The organism is Lysinibacillus sp. 10T31 (assembly GCF_056394365.1).
In genome coordinates this window covers 74615-92224 of the sequence record NZ_JBFTHS010000019.1, presented here as the reverse complement: position 1 = coordinate 92224, position 17610 = coordinate 74615, and the positions used below count along the sequence as shown (strand labels likewise).

Genomic DNA, 17610 nt, shown 5'->3' with positions numbered 1-17610 from the left:
ATCCTGGGATATTCATGTTAAAATTCATTTGCACAGTTCACCTTTCTATTACTTGTTTCTCGACAATTCAAGTATATATAAATCGGTGAATCTGTGCTTTTTTTATGCGTGGAATTGTGTGAATACCCCAACAAATATTATAGAACCATTTTTTTCAACAACAAGAAGATCATAGCGATTTTTTTAATCGCTATGATCCTCTTAGTTTATATGATATTTAAAATTTCTTGTGGAGTATCGACTTTGTACTCGGGTTCCTCTTGTTGTACAACTTCAATAGCGTCATATCCCCAACCAACCCAAATAATAGGCACGCCCACTTTTTTGCAGGCTACAATATCTCTTTGCTCATCACCAATGTATAAAACTTCTGAAGGTGTAATACCTGAGTCCTTTAAAAATTTTTTTATCACTTTATCCTTTCCAAAAATACGGTTTGAACAAAGAACATTTGACACACAATGAATGCTGTTCATTTTTAGAAATTCTAAAATGTTCTCCTGTGAATTGGAGGAAATAATAAGGATTTTATAACCCTTTTTATCAATTTCCATAAGGACTTCTTTAATACCATCATAAAGATGAACATCGTTTAATGACTGGCGATACAGGCGATAAAACTGTGGTAAAATCATGGGTAATTTATACATAGGGAAGTCGAATAATTTACTGCGTTCCGCTATAGACAATTTTTTCAATGATTCGATTTCCTTTAACTCTATTCCTTTAAATTTATACTTTTGCGCAATCGTATTCCAAGCTGATGCAAACACTGCTGTAGAATCTGCCAGTGTTCCATCAAAATCAAAGATAATATATTTCATAACAAACTTTCTCCTTTAATCATCTAGTTGTAAAGACGTTTTTTTTTTGAAAATGTTACTGCCTATTTTTAAAATAATGACATGATTATACAGAATATGTAACAGAGTATTATTAATAACCCCAGACGAATAAATTTTTTTACTAATGGATAAATATTTTTTTTAGTAAAGGGGCGTAAGGCATGTTCTTTGGTAAATATTGTACCGAAAAATGCGTCGAATTCAATAATGAAATCATCTAAAATTTTTATGTGGTTGAATGGACAAAAAAGTACCTGTCATCCGTTGTTTGAGCTGGGTGACAGGTACGAATACTATGAAGCATCTTGTGTTGTATCGCGTTTTTTTGTTAAATAATATGCATTTACTGAAGAAGTAATAGGAATGATAAGAGCGATTCCAATGCCTGCGCAGAATATCATTATAAGTTCAGTGGCAAATATTTTAGAATTAACAATTTCCCCAAATGAATAAGATAAATCTTTAAACCATATGAGCAAGCTTAAATATCCACCGAAGAAAGCGAAAAATAATGTATTTGTATCGGTACCTAAAATGTCCTTTCCAATGCTTAAACCCGATGTAAATAATTTTTTTCTGCTAATTAACGGGTTATGATGAAGAATCTCATGCATGGAAGTAGCAATGGAAATGGCAACATCCAAAATTGCCCCAATCGTACTCATAATAATAACGGAAGCTCCAATTTGTACAAAATCGACGCCAATATAAAGAGAAAATATGCTAATTTCTTCTGAGGATTCTTCCCCGAATCCTCGGATCATTGACTTCTCTGTTACAAAAACAATGAATAATAATAAAATTACAATCGTAATCATTGTAGAAATGAATGCAGTTACCGTTTTACTGCTCGTTTCATTAATAAAAAATAAGCTAATCCAGCTAATGACGGTACAGGCAATGAGCGTTAATATAATCGGACTATTTTTCTGACTGGTCATTAAAAAGATAGTTATAAAGAGTACTCCAAAGTTTAAAAATAAAGATAGAAAAGATCGTACTCCTTTTTTTCCACCAATAACGATCATCAATATGAATAAAATGGCAGTTAACCATACTAATACATTCATTATTTTGCCCTCTTTCGATTAATGAAAAAAATAGAAGTGTATAAACTGATCGGAATCGTTAAGACAACACCTATTCCACCTGCCAGGGCCCTAGCTAATTCTAATGAAAGGTTCATGGAAAGTGTTTGCCCTAATGGATAAGAGTTTTTCAAATATAAAATCAACATAGGGATTGAGCCACAAATATAAACAAAAAACAAAATACTTGTAATCGTTCCCATAATGTCTTTCCCGATGTCCATCCCTGAGGTTTTCAGTGCTTGGTCAGAAATATTTTGATTTTGCTCAAATAAAGCGAACATGGAAGAAGCCATTGTGATGGAGACATCCATTACAGCTCCGAGTGCTCCAATAAATAATCCAGCCATAAAAATCACTCGATAAGGTCGAGTTAAAAATTGCATTTCTTCATATCGAAGCCCATTCTCAGACGTAATCCACAAAACTAAAGCGCTAATCAATATAGAAATAAATGTTCCTATAAGTGTTGCAACTATCGCTGCATATGTTTTTTCATTCAAGCCGTTAATGAGGATTAAAGAAATGATCGTAAATAAAAGAACACATACCCCGCTTATAAATATTAAATTTATATTTGATTGTACATATAAATCTAATGCAAAGGATAATACAAGAGAATTTACAATTAAACTGATAATTGAAAATAACCCCTGTCTTTTACCAACAATCAGCAAAGCGAAAATAAAAATCCAAGCTACTATTAAGACGAACTGATCACGTTTCACATCTAAAATAGTCCCAGTTAAATCTCCATTTTTGTCTGTATTTGCTTTAATGGAAACAAATAATTTATTCCCAACATGGTACTCTTGATCGAAGGCTCCAGATGCTGAATACTCATTTGTAAAATGAATAAGCTTACCTTTTTTTTCACCATTTTTTAATACAGCTGTAATTTGCTGAGTAAATAAATGATCATCATTTTCATACATATCCGTTACAGAGTTTGATTCTTTTAATTCCGTTTTTATAACTTCCGCAATTGGACGGTCATAAAATGTTTCGTTGTGATAAACGAAAAAAACAGAAGCGATAAAGCAAATTGCGATAAAGGTATAAAATATAACTTTGTTAAAAGATTTTTTTTTCAAGATGTTTTGCAATAAAAAAACCTCCAATGAGGATAGAGAATCTAATCATATAAGTTGTGTTCATTGTTAGAGTTGACACAAACAATAACTCACAATAACACATGATTTTTTAATGTCAAGCAGAATAACAAAAGTGCCATTATTAAGTAACGTGCTAATTGAATAGAGGTTCCAAAATTATAGAATGGCAAATATGGTTTTTAGCGTACTTAGTTAGTTATAGCATAATTAAGTTGCTGTTATTCATTGTGTAAGTTTTTAATTAAATCGCTTATCCACACATGAAATGTTCTTTTTCTACCATGGTGAACCAGAAGAAGTAGCAGAAGCGGTCCTATTCTTAGCTTCAGATAAAGCAAGCTTCATGGCACTTGTGAATGTGAAATTAATTAGAGTGAAAATTATTATAAACAATTATCTGGATAATAGAATAAAATAGTGTTATCGTAAGAAATAGCTAAATAAAAATATCCTTCAGGGTAGGGTGAAATTCCCAATCGGCGGTGATGAAGTAATTCAAAGTCCGTGAGCGCAAGCTGATTTGGTGCAAATCCAAAACCGACAGTTATAGTCTGGATGGGAGAAGGGTAAAAGTGTGAGCTTTTTAAATTCGTTAGAGTTTATAAGGTCTATTTGAGTATGCTTTTATGTGAACTACTTCCCGTCGTTTAGTTGGGAAGTAGTTTTTGTTTTATTTGGCTAAAAAATTGAATAGCAGTAGTTCTTCGGGGTCGGGTGAAATTCCCAATCGGCGGTGATGAAGCAATTCAAAGTCCGTGAGCGCAAGCTGATTTGGTGCAAATCCAAAACCGACAGTGACAGTCTGGATGGGAGAAGAACGATGAGATGACAGCCTATGGTAAAAATATTATATCCATGAGGTTTATTTGTTGACGTCTTATGTATATGAACTCCCAAACCCCTTTATTTTAAGGGGTTTTTTGTTTGAACGAAAATTATTAAATGAATGAAAGTAGGTGGAAAAATGTTTACAGGAATTGTTGAGGATATTGGTACCATTAAAACCTTGCAAAACGATAGACAAAGTATGGAAATAACCGTTATTTCAAAGAAAATGGTAAAGGATGTAAAGCTCGGGGACAGTATTGCTGTTAATGGTGTTTGTTTAACAGTGATACATTTTAATGAACAGGAGCTAACAATGGATGTAATGCCTGAAACAGTGGGAGCAACAAATTTACAGCAACTCGCAGTTGGAGATCCGGTAAATTTAGAGCGCGCTATGTCAGCTAATGGGCGTTTCGGTGGTCATTTTGTATCTGGACATGTAGATGGGGTAGGGAAAATAGTACGCAACCGGCCATTAGCAAATGCAGTCTATATTGATATTGAACTATCAACGGAGTTAACGAGCTTCTGTATTCCAAAGGGGTCCATCACAATTGACGGAACGAGTCTAACACTCTTTCATGTCGAGAAAAACGGTGTCACAGTATCCCTGATACCCCACACTTACAAGGAAACAATTTTAGGTAAGAAGAAGATTGGTGATCTCGTCAATGTAGAAACCGATTTAGTTGGAAAATACATTTTGCATCAACTTAAGCATGGACAGGAACCGCCGATCATCACAAGAGACTTCTTAGCACAAAATGGGTTTTAACCAATACATTAAGAACTGGAGGTGGCGACATTGCTACATTCAATTGAAGAAGCAATAGAGGATTTAAAACAAGGGAAGATGATTATTGTAGTTGATGATGAGGACCGAGAAAACGAAGGGGACTTATTAGCACTTGCGGAATTTATGACCCCTGAAACGATTAACTTTATGGCGACCTATGGAAGAGGTCTTATTTGTACGCCGATATCACAGCAGCTTGCACAAAAATTAGCATTAGCGCCTATGGTTAGTATTAATACAGATAATCATCAAACGGCATTTACCGTTAGCATAGATCACATAGACACAACAACTGGAATTAGCGCCTTTGAACGGGCAATGACAATACAAAAAATGCTAGAGCCACAAGCGAAAGCTGCAGATTTTCGTAGACCAGGTCATGTATTCCCGTTAATAGCAAAAGACAATGGTGTATTGGAGCGTAGAGGACATACAGAAGCTACAATTGATTTGGCCAAGCTGTGTAATAGTATTCCTGTGGGCGTTATTTGCGAAATTATGGGTGACGATGGCAAAATGCTACGCTTTAATGACCTTGTTAAATATGCAGCACAACATCATCTAAAAATGATTTCAATTGAAGCATTAGCAACATATCGTTGTCAACAAATAATGGAAAAAAACAAAATGACAATATAAAAAGGAGTAAATAAAAAATGGGTAAAACATTCGAAGCACAATTAATTGGTACGGATTTAAAAATAGCAGTAATAGTAGGTCGTTTCAACGAATTTATTACAAGCAAATTATTAGACGGTGCATTAGATGGTTTGAAGCGTCATGGTGTGAATGAGGATTCTATTGATGTAGCTTGGGTTCCTGGTGCATTTGAAGTGCCATTCATCGCAAAACAGTTAGCTGAAACAAAGAAATATGATGCCATTATTGGATTAGGTACGGTAATCCGTGGCTCAACAACACATTATGATTATGTATGTAATGAATCAGCAAAAGGAATTGCAAATGTGTCACTAACTACAAATGTACCTGTTATTTTTGGCATTGTTACTACTGAAAATATTGAACAAGCGATTGAACGCGCAGGAACAAAATCAGGAAATAAAGGCTATGACGCAGCAATGTCTGCTATTGAAATGGCAAATTTAAAGAAGATGATTGGATAAATCTTTCCTAATAATAGCATGGGAATTTCAAAGGTAAATTATTCTGAAAAGCATTTTAAAATGAATATATTTCTAAAGCATGGGGAAAATATCCGTAAGTGTATTTATGATATTACTTATAAATGTACTAATTTGGAGCTGGCTCAGTAGGAGATGAGGGATATTTCTTCAATGGAACAAGAATTAAATTTGAAATCTTTGAAGTCACTATTTCAACGCTCTGCTGATGTGATATTCCAAGAGTATTTATTCCAGCAACATAAAGTACATTTGATAAAATGTGAAGCGATGGTTGATGAGAAGTTACTGCAGACCGTTATTGTGCAACGAATTCAATCATTATTCACTACCACAGAAGAGGAAATGTTAGAAGAACATATACAGAATAATTTACATGTTCCCCATCTTCAGAAAATAACAAGTAAAGAGGATGCCATCACAAGAGTTTATAAAGGATATGTTTTACTTTATTTTGAAGATATGAATTTGCTGTATTCAAGTTATATCGCTAAAAAACCGAATCGGGAGCCTAAAGAAACAACCCTTGAGTTAGTAGTTAAAGGTCCGAGAGATGATTTTATTGAGGATGTATTTATTAATATTGCTTTATTACGAAAACGATTACCTACTAATTCATTAAGTGTTGAGACTTATGAACTTGGTAAACGATCCAAAACAACTGTAGCTGTACTTTATTTTGAAGATGTCGTCAATCAAAAGATGCTTGAGCAAATAAAACTAAAGCTGCAACGAGTTGATACGGATGTTGTATTTAGTGGGGATTTATTGATGGAGAGTATTGAGCAGAGAAGTGCAAAAATCCTACCTAGACATGATTATACTGGACGCCCTGATTTTGCTGTACAAGCTTTAAGTAGAGGACGCATTATCATTATTGTTGATGGAGTATCATATGCCATCATTACCCCGGCTAATTCAATGTTACTTTTTAAATCCGGTGAGGATAATGAGTATCCGATTATTGTAAGCTCTATGGAGCGTATACTACGAATAGTAGCTATCTTAATAAGTGTACTTTTACCAGGTTTTTGGCTTGCACTAACAACCCACCATCAAGAACAATTGCCATTCATCCTATTGGCAACAGTTGTTGAATCAAGAATGGGACTCCCATTTCCAACTATTCTTGAAATTTTAATGATGCTTTTTATGTTTGAATTATTTCGAGAAGCAAATATACATCTACCCAATGTTATCAGTGGTTCAATAAGTGTTGTCGGGGGATTAATTATCGGAGATGCAGCCATTAAATCGGGTGTTACGAGCCCTGCCATGATTGTAGTTATCGCTACGTCAAGTATTGCAGCTTTTACACTCGTCAATCAATCTATCGTAACAGCAATGAGCATTCTCAGGATAATCATCATTTTAGCATCTGCCTTTTTGGGGTTATTTGGATTCTTTATTTCGGTGTTTTTCATACTTCTTTATACTGCAAACATACGAGTATTAGGAGTACCGTACTTAAATATGGGCGCAGATTTAAATTGGCAGGACATTAAAAAATCTTTAGTTCGCCTATCTCCTGCAGGTTATCGTACGCGACCTAAATTTTTAAATTTACAAGATGAGACTAAGACTTCGAGTAAGAACAAATAAATGCTTAGAATGAAGAGATCAGGCTTTTATTGGCCTGATCTTTTTGTGTCTAATTTCACTTGACCTTTTATTAACTTGAGGGGGGCATGATAAAATGTTGTTCTCCTTTTTTGTTTACTTTCTAGAGAAGGATTATTAAACTATTGTTTGCGACTAGTGCGGCGGCGTTTCGCTCAAAAAATAAAAATCATTTTAGAAAAACAATAGTTCTTTAGTGCTACTCTAACCTCAACAATGGGAAGAAAAAAGGCCAAACAATAAGTGCGGAAATGTAGGTTTGTGATAGCCAAAACTCGCTTGTGATGATAAAATGAGAACCAATATTCTTATTTAGAGGGTCGAAGAATTCTGAATCGTTTGCATTTTTCCTAATAAATTGGAACGGTGCTTTTAACGTACAAGCAAGCAGATAGCCATTGCCATTCAAACTTCTTTAAAACATCTTGCGATTTAACAACCATAAAAAAAGAAGTTTACTATAGTATAATAGGATTGTTGGAAATGAATGTTTCACTAGTAGAAAGTATGACATAATGTCATTTTCGACTAATTTTGTATTTAACTTCTTTCAGCTGAAGTCTCCCACCTATATAGATGGTGAGATGAATGCGGGTTTTAAGTTACTTTTCAGCGAGTGTCCAACATCCGCTAAAATTAGGGGGAATCAGTCTAAGAACTCCAGAGCCAAGCTCAAATTAAATTAAGGCATTATTCATGTCTATAGATGAGGAAGTGCCAGCTTGTATGAAAACACGAAAAATAAAACTAATTTTATTACTATCAACTATCTTATTAATATTGTTTACAAGTTTAAACATCTTTACATCCTACATAAAGATAAAAAAGACAGTTGAAGAATCAATAGCGAACCAAAGTCTGGAAGCGGCTAATTCTATTGCATCTTCAATGGATGTAGAGGCCTACAAACAATTTTTAGATAACCCAGAGAAAAACGATTATTATTGGCAATTAAGAAACTACTTAAATGATGCAAGAGTAAAACTAGGTGCCTTATTTGTTTATACATTAGAGATTGATAATCCAAAAGTATCCAGAGCAATGATTATGGGTTTACCAGCTGATTTTGAAGGCTTTGATATCGGAGTGAAGTGTACAGTACCCGAGATGCAAGTGCAAAGAGCTTATAAAGGAGAAACATATGTAACAGGAGTAATATCAGATCCTGTACATGGCGCCTACCTATCTGTTGGTGCACCGGTCAAAGATGAAGCAGGGGAGATTATTGCATACATAGGCATTGATATTAGTGCAGACACATTAAATGGCATCAAGGGAAAAGTGATTAAAGACAATCTTTTAATCTTTATTTTTAATGGTGCACTCATTTTAATCGTTATTGGCTCTGTTTTCTTCTTACAGAGATGGTATCAAAAAGAAGTAGCGAAGGAAGTTGGAGCAACAGAAGATACATATCAAGCAGAAATTAAAACTTTAATCACTTCCGTGTCCTCTTTAAGACATGATTTCACAAATCATATACAAGTATTACATGGATTTCTGCAATTGGACAAACCTGATCAGGCCAAACAATATTTATATTCATTATCCAAAGAGGTTCAGGCTATTAAGTCTCTCAAATTAAACATTGAACATCCTGGCTTGTCGATATTATTACAAACGAAAAAACTAACTGCACAAAATCATAATATTGAAATGGATTTTTCAGTCTCAGAGGATTCATTTAATAAAATTAAAACAACGGATTTAATCAAAATCTTGTCGAATTTAATAGATAATGCAATTGATGCGGCAAATGAATTACCAGAAGAGCAACGTAAAATAAATATTTGCTGTAAAGTAGATGACACCCAATATGAATTTAAGGTTACAAATACTGGACCAAATATTGTAGAAGCAGGGCAAATATTCAAGCAAGGATTTTCTACCAAAAAGCCGGAAAATGGTAAAATAAGAGGGCAGGGCTTGTTTATTGTGAATGAAATTGTCAATAAGTACGACGGTCAAATTTCTATCGATTCATCAAAACATTTAGAGACAACAGCAATAGTAACTATTCCAATAATATAGTAAATTTTATAAACTTCCTACAGGAAATTGTAGGAAGTTTTTTATCTTTATTGATCAAATTCCGCTATCGGCTAAAGTGGAATTTCTACCGGCAAAATAAAGAAATTACCGACTAATTTACGGCTCTACCGGTGAAATAACAGCTTCATTATACAAAAGCTGTTTCAACTTTCATATTACATTTTTTGAGCAATTCATTTCATATATTACTAATAATCAAAATGCTATTATTAGGAGGAGATGAAATATTTGGATAAATCAATTCTTGATTTATTGAAAAAGGGTGGATTCGTTTTGTATGCAAGGCATGGCCAAGCAACTGTTGGGGTAGATCAGGCATATTTAAATTTCCAAGATTGTTATACTCAAAGAAATTTGTCTGAAGTTGGGCGAAGGGAGGCCACATACTTTGGACAAATGCTACGCTATTTACAAATTCCAATCAGTTCACCGATTGTTGCAAGTCCTTTTTGTCGTACGATTGAAACGGCACAGCTCGCATTTCCTTATGCCTATATCCAAATTGATCCGATTGGGTATGAAATTTATAAATTGGGTGGAAACATTCCTATCGTTGAAAAAACAAATATATTATCAAATCTCCAATCGATGTTAGAAAGAAAGCCACCGCAGGGTACGAATCAAGTGATCATTGCCCATAGCTTTCCAGAAGGTGTTGGATTAGGGAATATTTCTAATATGGGAATGGCTATTGTTAAGCCAGAAGGTCCTGGAAATGGGTATGAAATAATAAAAAAATTAACTTTAGAAGATCTACTGCTTTTAGGTAGTAGCTCCAATTAAGCTAGGGATGGGGGAAAGCATGGAAATAAAAACGGTCTCACAGTGCACTTTAGAGGAAGTTTTAAAAGCTTGGAATAAAGGCTTTGAGGGGTATTTTGTACGAATAGAAATGAATGAAGAGATGTTTTTAAACCGACTCGTTGGAGAAGGACTATCGCCAGAGCTATCAATTGTCGCATTTGATCATCATAATCCTGTTGGCATTGTATTAAATGGCTTTAGACGAATGGATGGTAAGAAAACCTCTTGGAATGGTGGAACAGGCATTTCTCCAGACTATCGCGGGAAAGGTGTTTCTCGTGTGTTAATGGAAGAAACAATCGCCATTTATGAAAGAGAGAATGTGGAAGTAGCAACGCTCGAAGCTATAAAAGAGAATAAAGTAGCAATTGCATTATATGAGAAATATGGCTATACAATTACAAATCAATTGTTATTTTTAAGTGGCGAATATGAAGTGAATGTTGAAAAGAAAGCCGCATTCCATGTGGAAACTATTCGGCCAGAGCAGCTACCGCATTTATCTTTTTATCAGGAAGATGTTCCTTGGCAATGTAACTGGCAAAGCAATAAACAGGGAGAGGCTAAAGTTTTTTATAACGAGAATAATGAAGCGATTGGCTATATGTTATATAGAACAGTATGGGATCAGGATGGAGCCATCGACAGTCTAGTGCTTTATCAATTAGAACTGTTGGAGAATGGTACTGTAGAACAAATTCCACACTTTATCGCAAGCATCACAAATCACAAAGTAAAACTAGCCACAGTGAACTTTTTAGCAAGTAATCCAGTCACGAGCTATTTGATGGAAAATGGGTTAGAAGTGAAGACAGAGCAAGTGCAAATGAAGAAGAAGATGGCTTAAGAGTTTGCGAGGTGAGTAGAGAAAATTACGAAAGGTTTGAAATGTCAACGTTATGGAAGGCCAATGTTGATGAAATTGAATTAAACTTCAGTTGTATTAATTAGTTTTAAAAAGAAGGTGTGTTAAGTTATGAGGAAAATGCTACTCATATGTAATTTACTAATACTGGTATTGGTAGGTTGTACACCGGCTATAAATACTAATCCTACTGCGAAATATATTCTTACAGAACATTCCCAAGCGGATATTCTTCAATATAATAATTTGATTTATATTAATGCTACAAGCTTGGAATCGAAGAAACAATTAGAATATACGAAGTGTGAGAAAATAGGGGAAATTATTAAAACTACAAATTCCTCTAAAAATTTCAAAGATTTTTATGCTACAAAATTGGAAAGTGGAACAGAGATTTTCTCTACAAATGATAATAATATTTATACAATCATTGCAGATATAAATGGGCAACAAATACTTTATACTGCTTTGCTTGAGGGTTAGTTATCATTATTTGGATTTTTAACTTCTATCAGCATTTGTTTTATGTAACGAAAGTGAAACGGCAGTTACAAGTGTTTTATGTAACGAAAGTGAAACGGCAGTTACAAGTGTTTTATGTAACGAAAGTGAAACGGCAGTTACAAGTGTTTTATGTAACGTAAGTGAAACGGCAGTTACAAATATCTTTTGTCGAGAAAGCGAAGTGTTAGCTACAAATTTCTTCCATCTCTACACCTGCTGAAAGAAGTTAAAGCTTCCGGACGCAATTATGCCGAGGCATAATTGATCAGGTTGTAAACATTCAAGAATTCCAGTATACTAATCCCGATAAAGAATGTAAATAAAGGATGAATTTAAATGACGTTTGAAGAGATATTACCACGCTTGAAAGCGGGAGAAAAAGTAATTCGTAAAGGTTGGGGCGGTGCCGAATTGTATGTGAAGCTTGTTGGACAAAGCGAACATGATGGCGAGGCTTTGAATCCTTATTTTTTAATTAATGTACGTGGTGAGGGCTATACAATGTTCACACCGACAGTCTGTGATTTATTAGCGGAAGACTGGATTATTGTCAATTAATCGAAAGTGCCATCTCAAATGAGGTGGTTTCTTTGTTTTTTGAGGAGAGATATATATGACTTTTGAAGAATATAAGGGCAAGACGGTATTTGTAACAGGGGCTGCTTCAGGAATTGGACAGGCTCAAGCTAGTGCATTTTTAGAAAATGGGGCGAATGTATTCGGTTTTGATTTAGATGAACAAGGGTTAGTAAATCTACATCACCAATATCCTGAACAATTTGCCTATAGAGTAGGTAGTGTGTGCAATAAGAAGGATGTAGAGCAAGCATTTGAAGCTGCAATTTTAATATTTAAGCAGGTAGATATTTTATTAAATACCGCGGGCGTTTTAGATGGCTTTGCAAAAACGCTTGATACAGATGAGGCGCTTTGGGATAAAATTATGAATACCAATGTAAAAGGTACTTTTTTTGTAACCAATACGATATTACCCCATATGGTAAAAAGAAAATCAGGCGTAATCATTAATATGGCATCTATTGCAGGGCTTGTTGCAGGCGGTGGTGGGGCGGCGTATACAGCGTCTAAACATGCGATTGTAGGCTATACGAAGCAGTTGGACTTAGATTATTGTCGTGAAGGAATTCGTGCCAATGCCATTGCACCTGGAGCCATTCAAACACCGATGAACAAGGCAGATTTTGAAGGAGATGGAGAAATCGCAGAATGGGTAGCCAATGAAACGCCTGCTGGACGCTGGGCTCAACCTAGTGAAGTGGCGAGTTTAACACTTTATTTGGCTAGTCAATCAGCTGATTATATACATGGTGCAATTATACCGATTGATGGCGGATGGCTTACTAAATAGTATTGTTCAATATTAAATCCTTCTGCTATAATACGCAAGTAAGCAAAATTCAGCTTGCACTGCGGCACTTCAGATAGGGCGAAAAGCTCTCTTCCTTTGGCCGTAGTTATTACTAAAATAGCGGACGTGCTATTTTACAAAGGAGAATAAAATTGAATACATCTATTGAAAAAGATTCTAGCCGTACTTCTGTAACCGAACTTACAAAGACGGCGCTAGTTGCAGCTTTATATGTGGCTGTAACTGTTTTATTGTCAGTCATTAGTTTTGGGGCAGTTCAACTACGCTTGTCGGAGATGTTTAACTACCTGGCCTTATACAACAAGCGCTATGTATTAGCCGTGACTCTAGGAGTAGTACTCGCAAATTTTATGTCACCAACGTGGGTATTAGATGTACCTATTGGTGGAATTGCGACATTTTTAGTATTAATTCTTTGCCGAAGAGTAACGAAAAATATAAAAAATGATCTTGTGAAAATGGTTGTAACCGCATTGATTTTTGCTCTATCAATGTTCACCGTTGCAGGACAATTAACAATTCTCTATGATCTTCCATTTTGGGCAACTTGGTTTACGGTTGGGATTGGTGAGCTATTGTCAATGACTGTTGGTGGTATGACTATTTATTTATTAAATAAAAAAATTGATTTATCGAAATAATTTAATGTATGACCCAGTACACCTTGGGCGGAGTTCATAAGCTCAACTACTTCCGCCTGGGTCAGAGCATATTAGAACTTCACTTTATGAGGAAAGTCGTATTTTTTCCATACGTTCCTTGTAGCGCATTTCGTAAAACACCATATGAGCCTCTTTGTCCGGATTCTGTCTGCTATATTCAGCACAAAATCCGGGCGATGATTCTCTTCGAAGATCATCTCGACTCCCAGCTCTTTGGCGATATTCCGCGGCCGTTCGATAAACACACGCTGCGCCTCTACAAATTAAATTTTACGAATCATTAAATCGACCTTCTTCATGAATCTATGTCCACCTTATCCTAAATCTCTAGTTTGTTTTACTATTGTCCATCTTCTTGAATACCCTATGTCAGTTTAGGCCAGTCAACCATATCGAAGGACAAATGTGCTGTACTGCGCATAACAAGAAGGGACCCCTCTGATGGTCCATGAAGCACCACCTGAGGAGTCCTTTTTGTGAAGAAGTATTACTGATCTCTTAAAGTTGAGTGTCAGATGGGACAGACTTTACCTCATCTGACGGGGGATCAGCTTGTATAGGCTGAAGTATGAACTGAGTAGACGGTAAAGATAACATATTTAAACTTCCATTTCCCGATTTGGCTACGGTCATTACTACAGCTTGATAAGTAGTATCAGTATTGATTTTAGTTCCAAATGCATCATACATCTTTATAGATGCACTTTTAGTATTTTCGTTCGGCTTGAATGATGTGTAATTCTGTGGATTGCCATTATTCGCATCCGATAACTTGAAGTTTCCTACATCTTTTGATGGAATCAAGAAAACTCGATATTCTGTTACGTTGTTTTCATTGCCTACTTTATCGAAGCTAATCCGTATGTCTTCGTAGGTGCCAGTATTCCCCGCGGAAGAAAGGCTTACATTAGTTACTGCTTCTACTGCGGCAGAATTGGTTAACGTAATATCATTCGAAGCGCCAGACAATGTAACTGTGCCGGCTGAACTGCCTTTTCCAACTGACACTACGTAGACGTTATAAGGCGTACCGTTAGTGATAGAATTCCCATCTATATCCGTTGCCTTAACGTTAAGAACCTGGCTAGTACTGCTGCCAGAAGTACTTACGGCAGTATAGTTTGGCAATTGAATGTTGCTTGCAATTGAAGTATTGAATGTTTTATTTTTAGGTACTACCATAATTCGATATTCGCTAATATTCGATGCATCAGATGCATGATTGAACGATACCTGTAAATCTCGGCCATCTCCATTATCACCAACATCGCTTGCTTTAACATTACTTACCGCTTGAACGGCTTTGTTCTTAGTAAGTGTAATCACCGATGAATCAGAAGATAGAGCATTGGCGCTTGAAGAATTTCCGTTAGCTACAGTTAGTACATAGACACGGTAGCTTGTGCCTTCCGTAATGAAATTACCACGAACATCTCGAGCCCCATCTAACGTTCTAGTTTGCGATTTATTCCCGCCTTTGCTTTCAGTGATGTAATAAGAGCTACTATTGGCTTGTGATAGGTTGAAGCTGCTGTAATAAGCTGTCGGTACGACAAAAATCCGATATTGATTGACATTTGTTTCATCGGAAGGCTTTGTGAACGATACCTGTAAATCACGGCCATCTCCATAATCATTTACATCAGCGACAGTCAGACTTGTTACAGCCTGCACATTGTAGTTCTTACCGAGCGTAATCGTAGACGTCGGTGCGGACAGCGCATTGCTGCCGGAATAATTACCATAGCCTACCGAGAGAACATAGACACGGTAGCTAGTACCTTCCTTGATAGAATTGCCGCGTACATCCCGAGCATTTCCCGAGAGCGCCTGCCCGTATGTGTTATTACCTGACTTGCTCACAGTCGTATAATTGCTGCTGGATACATTATTAGCATCCGAAAGACTGAAGTTACTGTAATACGCTGTTGGAACAACCATGATGCGATAGTGACTAATATTAGACTCATCTGCTGCTTTAGTGAAAGAGACATAGAGATCACGGCCGTCGCCATAATCATTCACATCGCTGGCATAGAGATTCGATACTGCACCCACATTGCTGCTATATAGCGTAATCGCATTGGAAGCAGACGATAACACGTTATTCCCTGAGTTCGTAGCTACAGCCATTACGAATACACGATAGCTGACCCCATTCTGAATGGCATAACCATCTGTATCTCGTGCGCCTGAAGAGAGAACCTGAGTAATATTGTAGCCCGTCTTGTTCACCTGCGTGTAATAAGAGCTGGACAGACTGTTCGCCTTCGTCAATGTGAAGTTCGAATAGTTGCTGGCTCTTACAACAAAAATCCGGTAAGAGCTAATGTTAGACTCATTGGATATTTTGTTGAAGCTAATTCGCAGATCGCGTCCATCCCCATAGTCATTGACATCATCAACTTGAGTAATAACAGGAGTAGCCACTGTATTTGGACTAAGTGTTACTGACGAAGAAGCAGTCGACAGTTTATTAACAGCAGAATCAGTGCTGCTAACTGACAGGACGAATGCTGTATAAGATACGCCGTTCTTAATGGAATCACCGGCCGTATCACGTGCTGAGGAAGACAGAGTTCCTGTCATCGTACCGCCGTTGCTCCCCGATTTATACATTGTCGTATAGTAGCTACTAGATAAATTATTCGCAGTAGTAAGACTGAAATTGTTAGCATCCTTGCTCTTTACGATAAACACACGGTAATTCGAAATATTATTGTCATTTTGCGGACGAGTGAAACTAACCGAGATATCACGTCCATCGCCGAAATCGCTAATATCGCTAATCTTCACATTTGTTACCTCTGGAACCGAAGACATGTTCGTTAGAGTAATCTTCGGAGAAGAATTCGATAATACGCTGGTATAAGAACCTTTCCCAACAGCAAGTACATAGACCACATAAGGCTGATCATTTTTAATGTAGTCTCCGTCCACATCCCGTGAACTTTGGGATAATGTTATAGAACGATTCGAGCCGGTAGTCGATACTTTCGTATAATTTGAAGCGGAGACCTTCAGGGCCGACGCCTGATTGAAGCTTTTTGAAGCCTTCACAACGAGAACCCGGTAATGATCCACAAGTGATTCAGTAGACGATTTGGAGAAGCTAACCTCCAGGTCACGCCCATCTCCCTGATTGCCAACATCTCGACCCGACACATAGCTCGCTGGAGAAATACTGACATTGCTAGGAGTGTCAGGGTTGCCAGGGGTGTCAGAGTTAATAGTTACGATCTGATTATACGAGTTCCAGTCAACATCCTGACCAAGCGCTTCACTAACAAAGCGTACTGGCACCATTGTTCTGCCATTTATTATCTGTGCTGGTACATCAAGCGTAACTCTCTCGCCATTGATAGTAGCTACCTTCGATTTAATCTTGAGAACTACCGTTGTACCTCCTTTAATCCCAGTAACGGTTTGATTCTTTCGATCCCAATCCACGTTTGCATCCAATGCCTCAAAAATTGCTCTAAGCGGCAGCATAACGCGCCCTTGAACCATCACTGGCGGCTGGTCGGTCTTTAATTGAACCCCGTCCACATAAATTGTAATGGCCCTTGCCGCTTGAGCGGTCGCTGGCTGCAGCAATAACGGTACAATAAGTATCACTGCAAGAAGCATAGTCCATATTTTCTTCATAAATTCCACCCTTCCTCATGCCTTTCTGTTAACCTGAAGATGATAAATATCATCTTATAATTAGTACGTACCAACAGGCAGAAAAGTTTCATATCATTACCTCGTGAAGAAAATTTAACCAAGAAGAAGGTGATGCCATCTAGATAGGGAGTGTTGCTAGTGGGGTGATCGTTCTAATTCAAAATTTTTAATGAAAATCTACATGAGAACCAAAAATTGATTATAATTAACATCTTCTTACACCAAACTAG

15 protein-coding genes and 2 riboswitches are annotated in these 17610 nt (G+C 36.6%); of the genes, 11 read left to right on the top strand and 4 right to left on the bottom strand.

Annotation, left to right across the window (positions count from 1 at the left end; all coding sequences use genetic code 11):
• Positions 1–206: 206 nt before the first annotated feature.
• The 3 genes from AC1DCY_RS12880 to AC1DCY_RS12870 form a co-directional block, all read right to left on the bottom strand.
• The gene (locus tag AC1DCY_RS12880; protein ID WP_477350656.1) at positions 207–824 is read right to left on the bottom strand and encodes an HAD-IA family hydrolase; all 618 of its coding nucleotides are present in this window, start codon (positions 822–824) and stop codon (positions 207–209) included.
• A gap of 314 nt (positions 825–1138) precedes the next feature.
• Positions 1139–1915 (bottom strand): YibE/F family protein, encoded by a 777-nt coding sequence (locus tag AC1DCY_RS12875; RefSeq protein WP_477350654.1) that lies wholly within the window; start codon positions 1913–1915, stop codon positions 1139–1141.
• A complete protein-coding gene (locus tag AC1DCY_RS12870; protein WP_477350652.1) occupies positions 1915–3039 on the bottom strand; it encodes a YibE/F family protein in 1125 nt (374 codons plus the stop codon). The genes AC1DCY_RS12875 and AC1DCY_RS12870 overlap by 1 nt, the downstream gene beginning before the upstream one ends.
• Positions 3040–3493: 454 nt before the next feature.
• A riboswitch (FMN riboswitch) is annotated at positions 3494–3619 on the top strand.
• A 125-nt stretch (positions 3620–3744) separates the two neighbouring features.
• Positions 3745–3870, top strand: a riboswitch (FMN riboswitch).
• Positions 3871–4012: 142 nt separating this feature from the next.
• Between AC1DCY_RS12870 and ribE the strand changes: the two genes are divergently transcribed.
• The 11 genes from ribE to AC1DCY_RS12815 all read left to right on the top strand — a co-directional run bounded on the left by ribE (position 4013) and on the right by AC1DCY_RS12815 (position 13690).
• The gene (ribE, locus tag AC1DCY_RS12865) at positions 4013–4651 is read left to right on the top strand and encodes a riboflavin synthase (protein ID WP_477350650.1); all 639 of its coding nucleotides are present in this window, start codon (positions 4013–4015) and stop codon (positions 4649–4651) included.
• Positions 4652–4672: 21 nt separating this feature from the next.
• A complete protein-coding gene (ribB, locus tag AC1DCY_RS12860; RefSeq protein ID WP_477350648.1) occupies positions 4673–5311 on the top strand; it encodes a 3,4-dihydroxy-2-butanone-4-phosphate synthase in 639 nt (212 codons plus the stop codon).
• 17 nt (positions 5312–5328) lie between these two features.
• Entirely contained in the window at positions 5329–5796 is a 468-nt protein-coding gene (ribH, locus tag AC1DCY_RS12855; protein WP_477350646.1) for a 6,7-dimethyl-8-ribityllumazine synthase, read from the top strand.
• 171 nt (positions 5797–5967) lie between these two features.
• Complete coding sequence (locus tag AC1DCY_RS12850) at positions 5968–7416, top strand: spore germination protein (protein ID WP_477350644.1); 1449 nt, start codon at positions 5968–5970, stop codon at positions 7414–7416.
• Between the two features lie 744 nt (positions 7417–8160).
• Positions 8161–9465 (top strand): sensor histidine kinase, encoded by a 1305-nt coding sequence (locus tag AC1DCY_RS12845; RefSeq protein ID WP_477350642.1) that lies wholly within the window; start codon positions 8161–8163, stop codon positions 9463–9465.
• Between the two features lie 240 nt (positions 9466–9705).
• Positions 9706–10269 (top strand): histidine phosphatase family protein, encoded by a 564-nt coding sequence (locus tag AC1DCY_RS12840; protein ID WP_477350640.1) that lies wholly within the window; start codon positions 9706–9708, stop codon positions 10267–10269.
• A 19-nt stretch (positions 10270–10288) separates the two neighbouring features.
• Positions 10289–11137: a GNAT family N-acetyltransferase gene (locus tag AC1DCY_RS12835; RefSeq protein ID WP_477350638.1), complete on the top strand. Its 849-nt coding sequence runs from the start codon at positions 10289–10291 to the stop codon at positions 11135–11137.
• A 129-nt stretch (positions 11138–11266) separates the two neighbouring features.
• On the top strand, positions 11267–11638 hold the full coding sequence (locus tag AC1DCY_RS12830) for a hypothetical protein (protein ID WP_477350636.1): 372 nt from the start codon (positions 11267–11269) through the stop codon (positions 11636–11638).
• A 357-nt stretch (positions 11639–11995) separates the two neighbouring features.
• Positions 11996–12217 (top strand): DUF2829 domain-containing protein, encoded by a 222-nt coding sequence (locus AC1DCY_RS12825; protein ID WP_049666662.1) that lies wholly within the window; start codon positions 11996–11998, stop codon positions 12215–12217.
• 55 nt (positions 12218–12272) lie between these two features.
• Positions 12273–13028, top strand: a complete 756-nt coding sequence (locus AC1DCY_RS12820; RefSeq protein WP_477350633.1) for a 3-oxoacyl-ACP reductase — start codon at positions 12273–12275, stop codon at positions 13026–13028.
• A gap of 152 nt (positions 13029–13180) precedes the next feature.
• Complete coding sequence (locus AC1DCY_RS12815; RefSeq protein WP_477350631.1) at positions 13181–13690, top strand: QueT transporter family protein; 510 nt, start codon at positions 13181–13183, stop codon at positions 13688–13690.
• Between the two features lie 519 nt (positions 13691–14209).
• On the opposite strand, the gene AC1DCY_RS12810 is transcribed toward AC1DCY_RS12815, so the two are convergent.
• A complete protein-coding gene (locus tag AC1DCY_RS12810; protein WP_477350629.1) occupies positions 14210–17359 on the bottom strand; it encodes a stalk domain-containing protein in 3150 nt (1049 codons plus the stop codon).
• Between the last annotated feature and the right edge of the window lie 251 nt (positions 17360–17610).

Excerpts from the sequence above, each read along its gene's own strand:
- AC1DCY_RS12880 (WP_477350656.1), bottom strand. The coding sequence starts at position 824 with ATGAAATATATTATCTTTGATTTTGATGGAACACTGGCAGATTCTACA.
- AC1DCY_RS12875 (WP_477350654.1), bottom strand. The coding sequence starts at position 1,915 with ATGAATGTATTAGTATGGTTAACTGCCATTTTATTCATATTGATGATC.
- ribE (WP_477350650.1), top strand. The coding sequence starts at position 4,013 with ATGTTTACAGGAATTGTTGAGGATATTGGTACCATTAAAACCTTGCAA.
- ribH (WP_477350646.1), top strand. The coding sequence starts at position 5,329 with ATGGGTAAAACATTCGAAGCACAATTAATTGGTACGGATTTAAAAATA.
- AC1DCY_RS12850 (WP_477350644.1), top strand. The coding sequence starts at position 5,968 with ATGGAACAAGAATTAAATTTGAAATCTTTGAAGTCACTATTTCAACGC.
- AC1DCY_RS12845 (WP_477350642.1), top strand. The coding sequence starts at position 8,161 with ATGAAAACACGAAAAATAAAACTAATTTTATTACTATCAACTATCTTA.
- AC1DCY_RS12840 (WP_477350640.1), top strand. The coding sequence starts at position 9,706 with ATGAAATATTTGGATAAATCAATTCTTGATTTATTGAAAAAGGGTGGA.
- AC1DCY_RS12835 (WP_477350638.1), top strand. The coding sequence starts at position 10,289 with ATGGAAATAAAAACGGTCTCACAGTGCACTTTAGAGGAAGTTTTAAAA.
- AC1DCY_RS12830 (WP_477350636.1), top strand. The coding sequence starts at position 11,267 with ATGAGGAAAATGCTACTCATATGTAATTTACTAATACTGGTATTGGTA.
- AC1DCY_RS12825 (WP_049666662.1), top strand. The coding sequence starts at position 11,996 with ATGACGTTTGAAGAGATATTACCACGCTTGAAAGCGGGAGAAAAAGTA.
- AC1DCY_RS12820 (WP_477350633.1), top strand. The coding sequence starts at position 12,273 with ATGACTTTTGAAGAATATAAGGGCAAGACGGTATTTGTAACAGGGGCT.
- AC1DCY_RS12810 (WP_477350629.1), bottom strand. The coding sequence starts at position 17,359 with ATGAAGAAAATATGGACTATGCTTCTTGCAGTGATACTTATTGTACCG.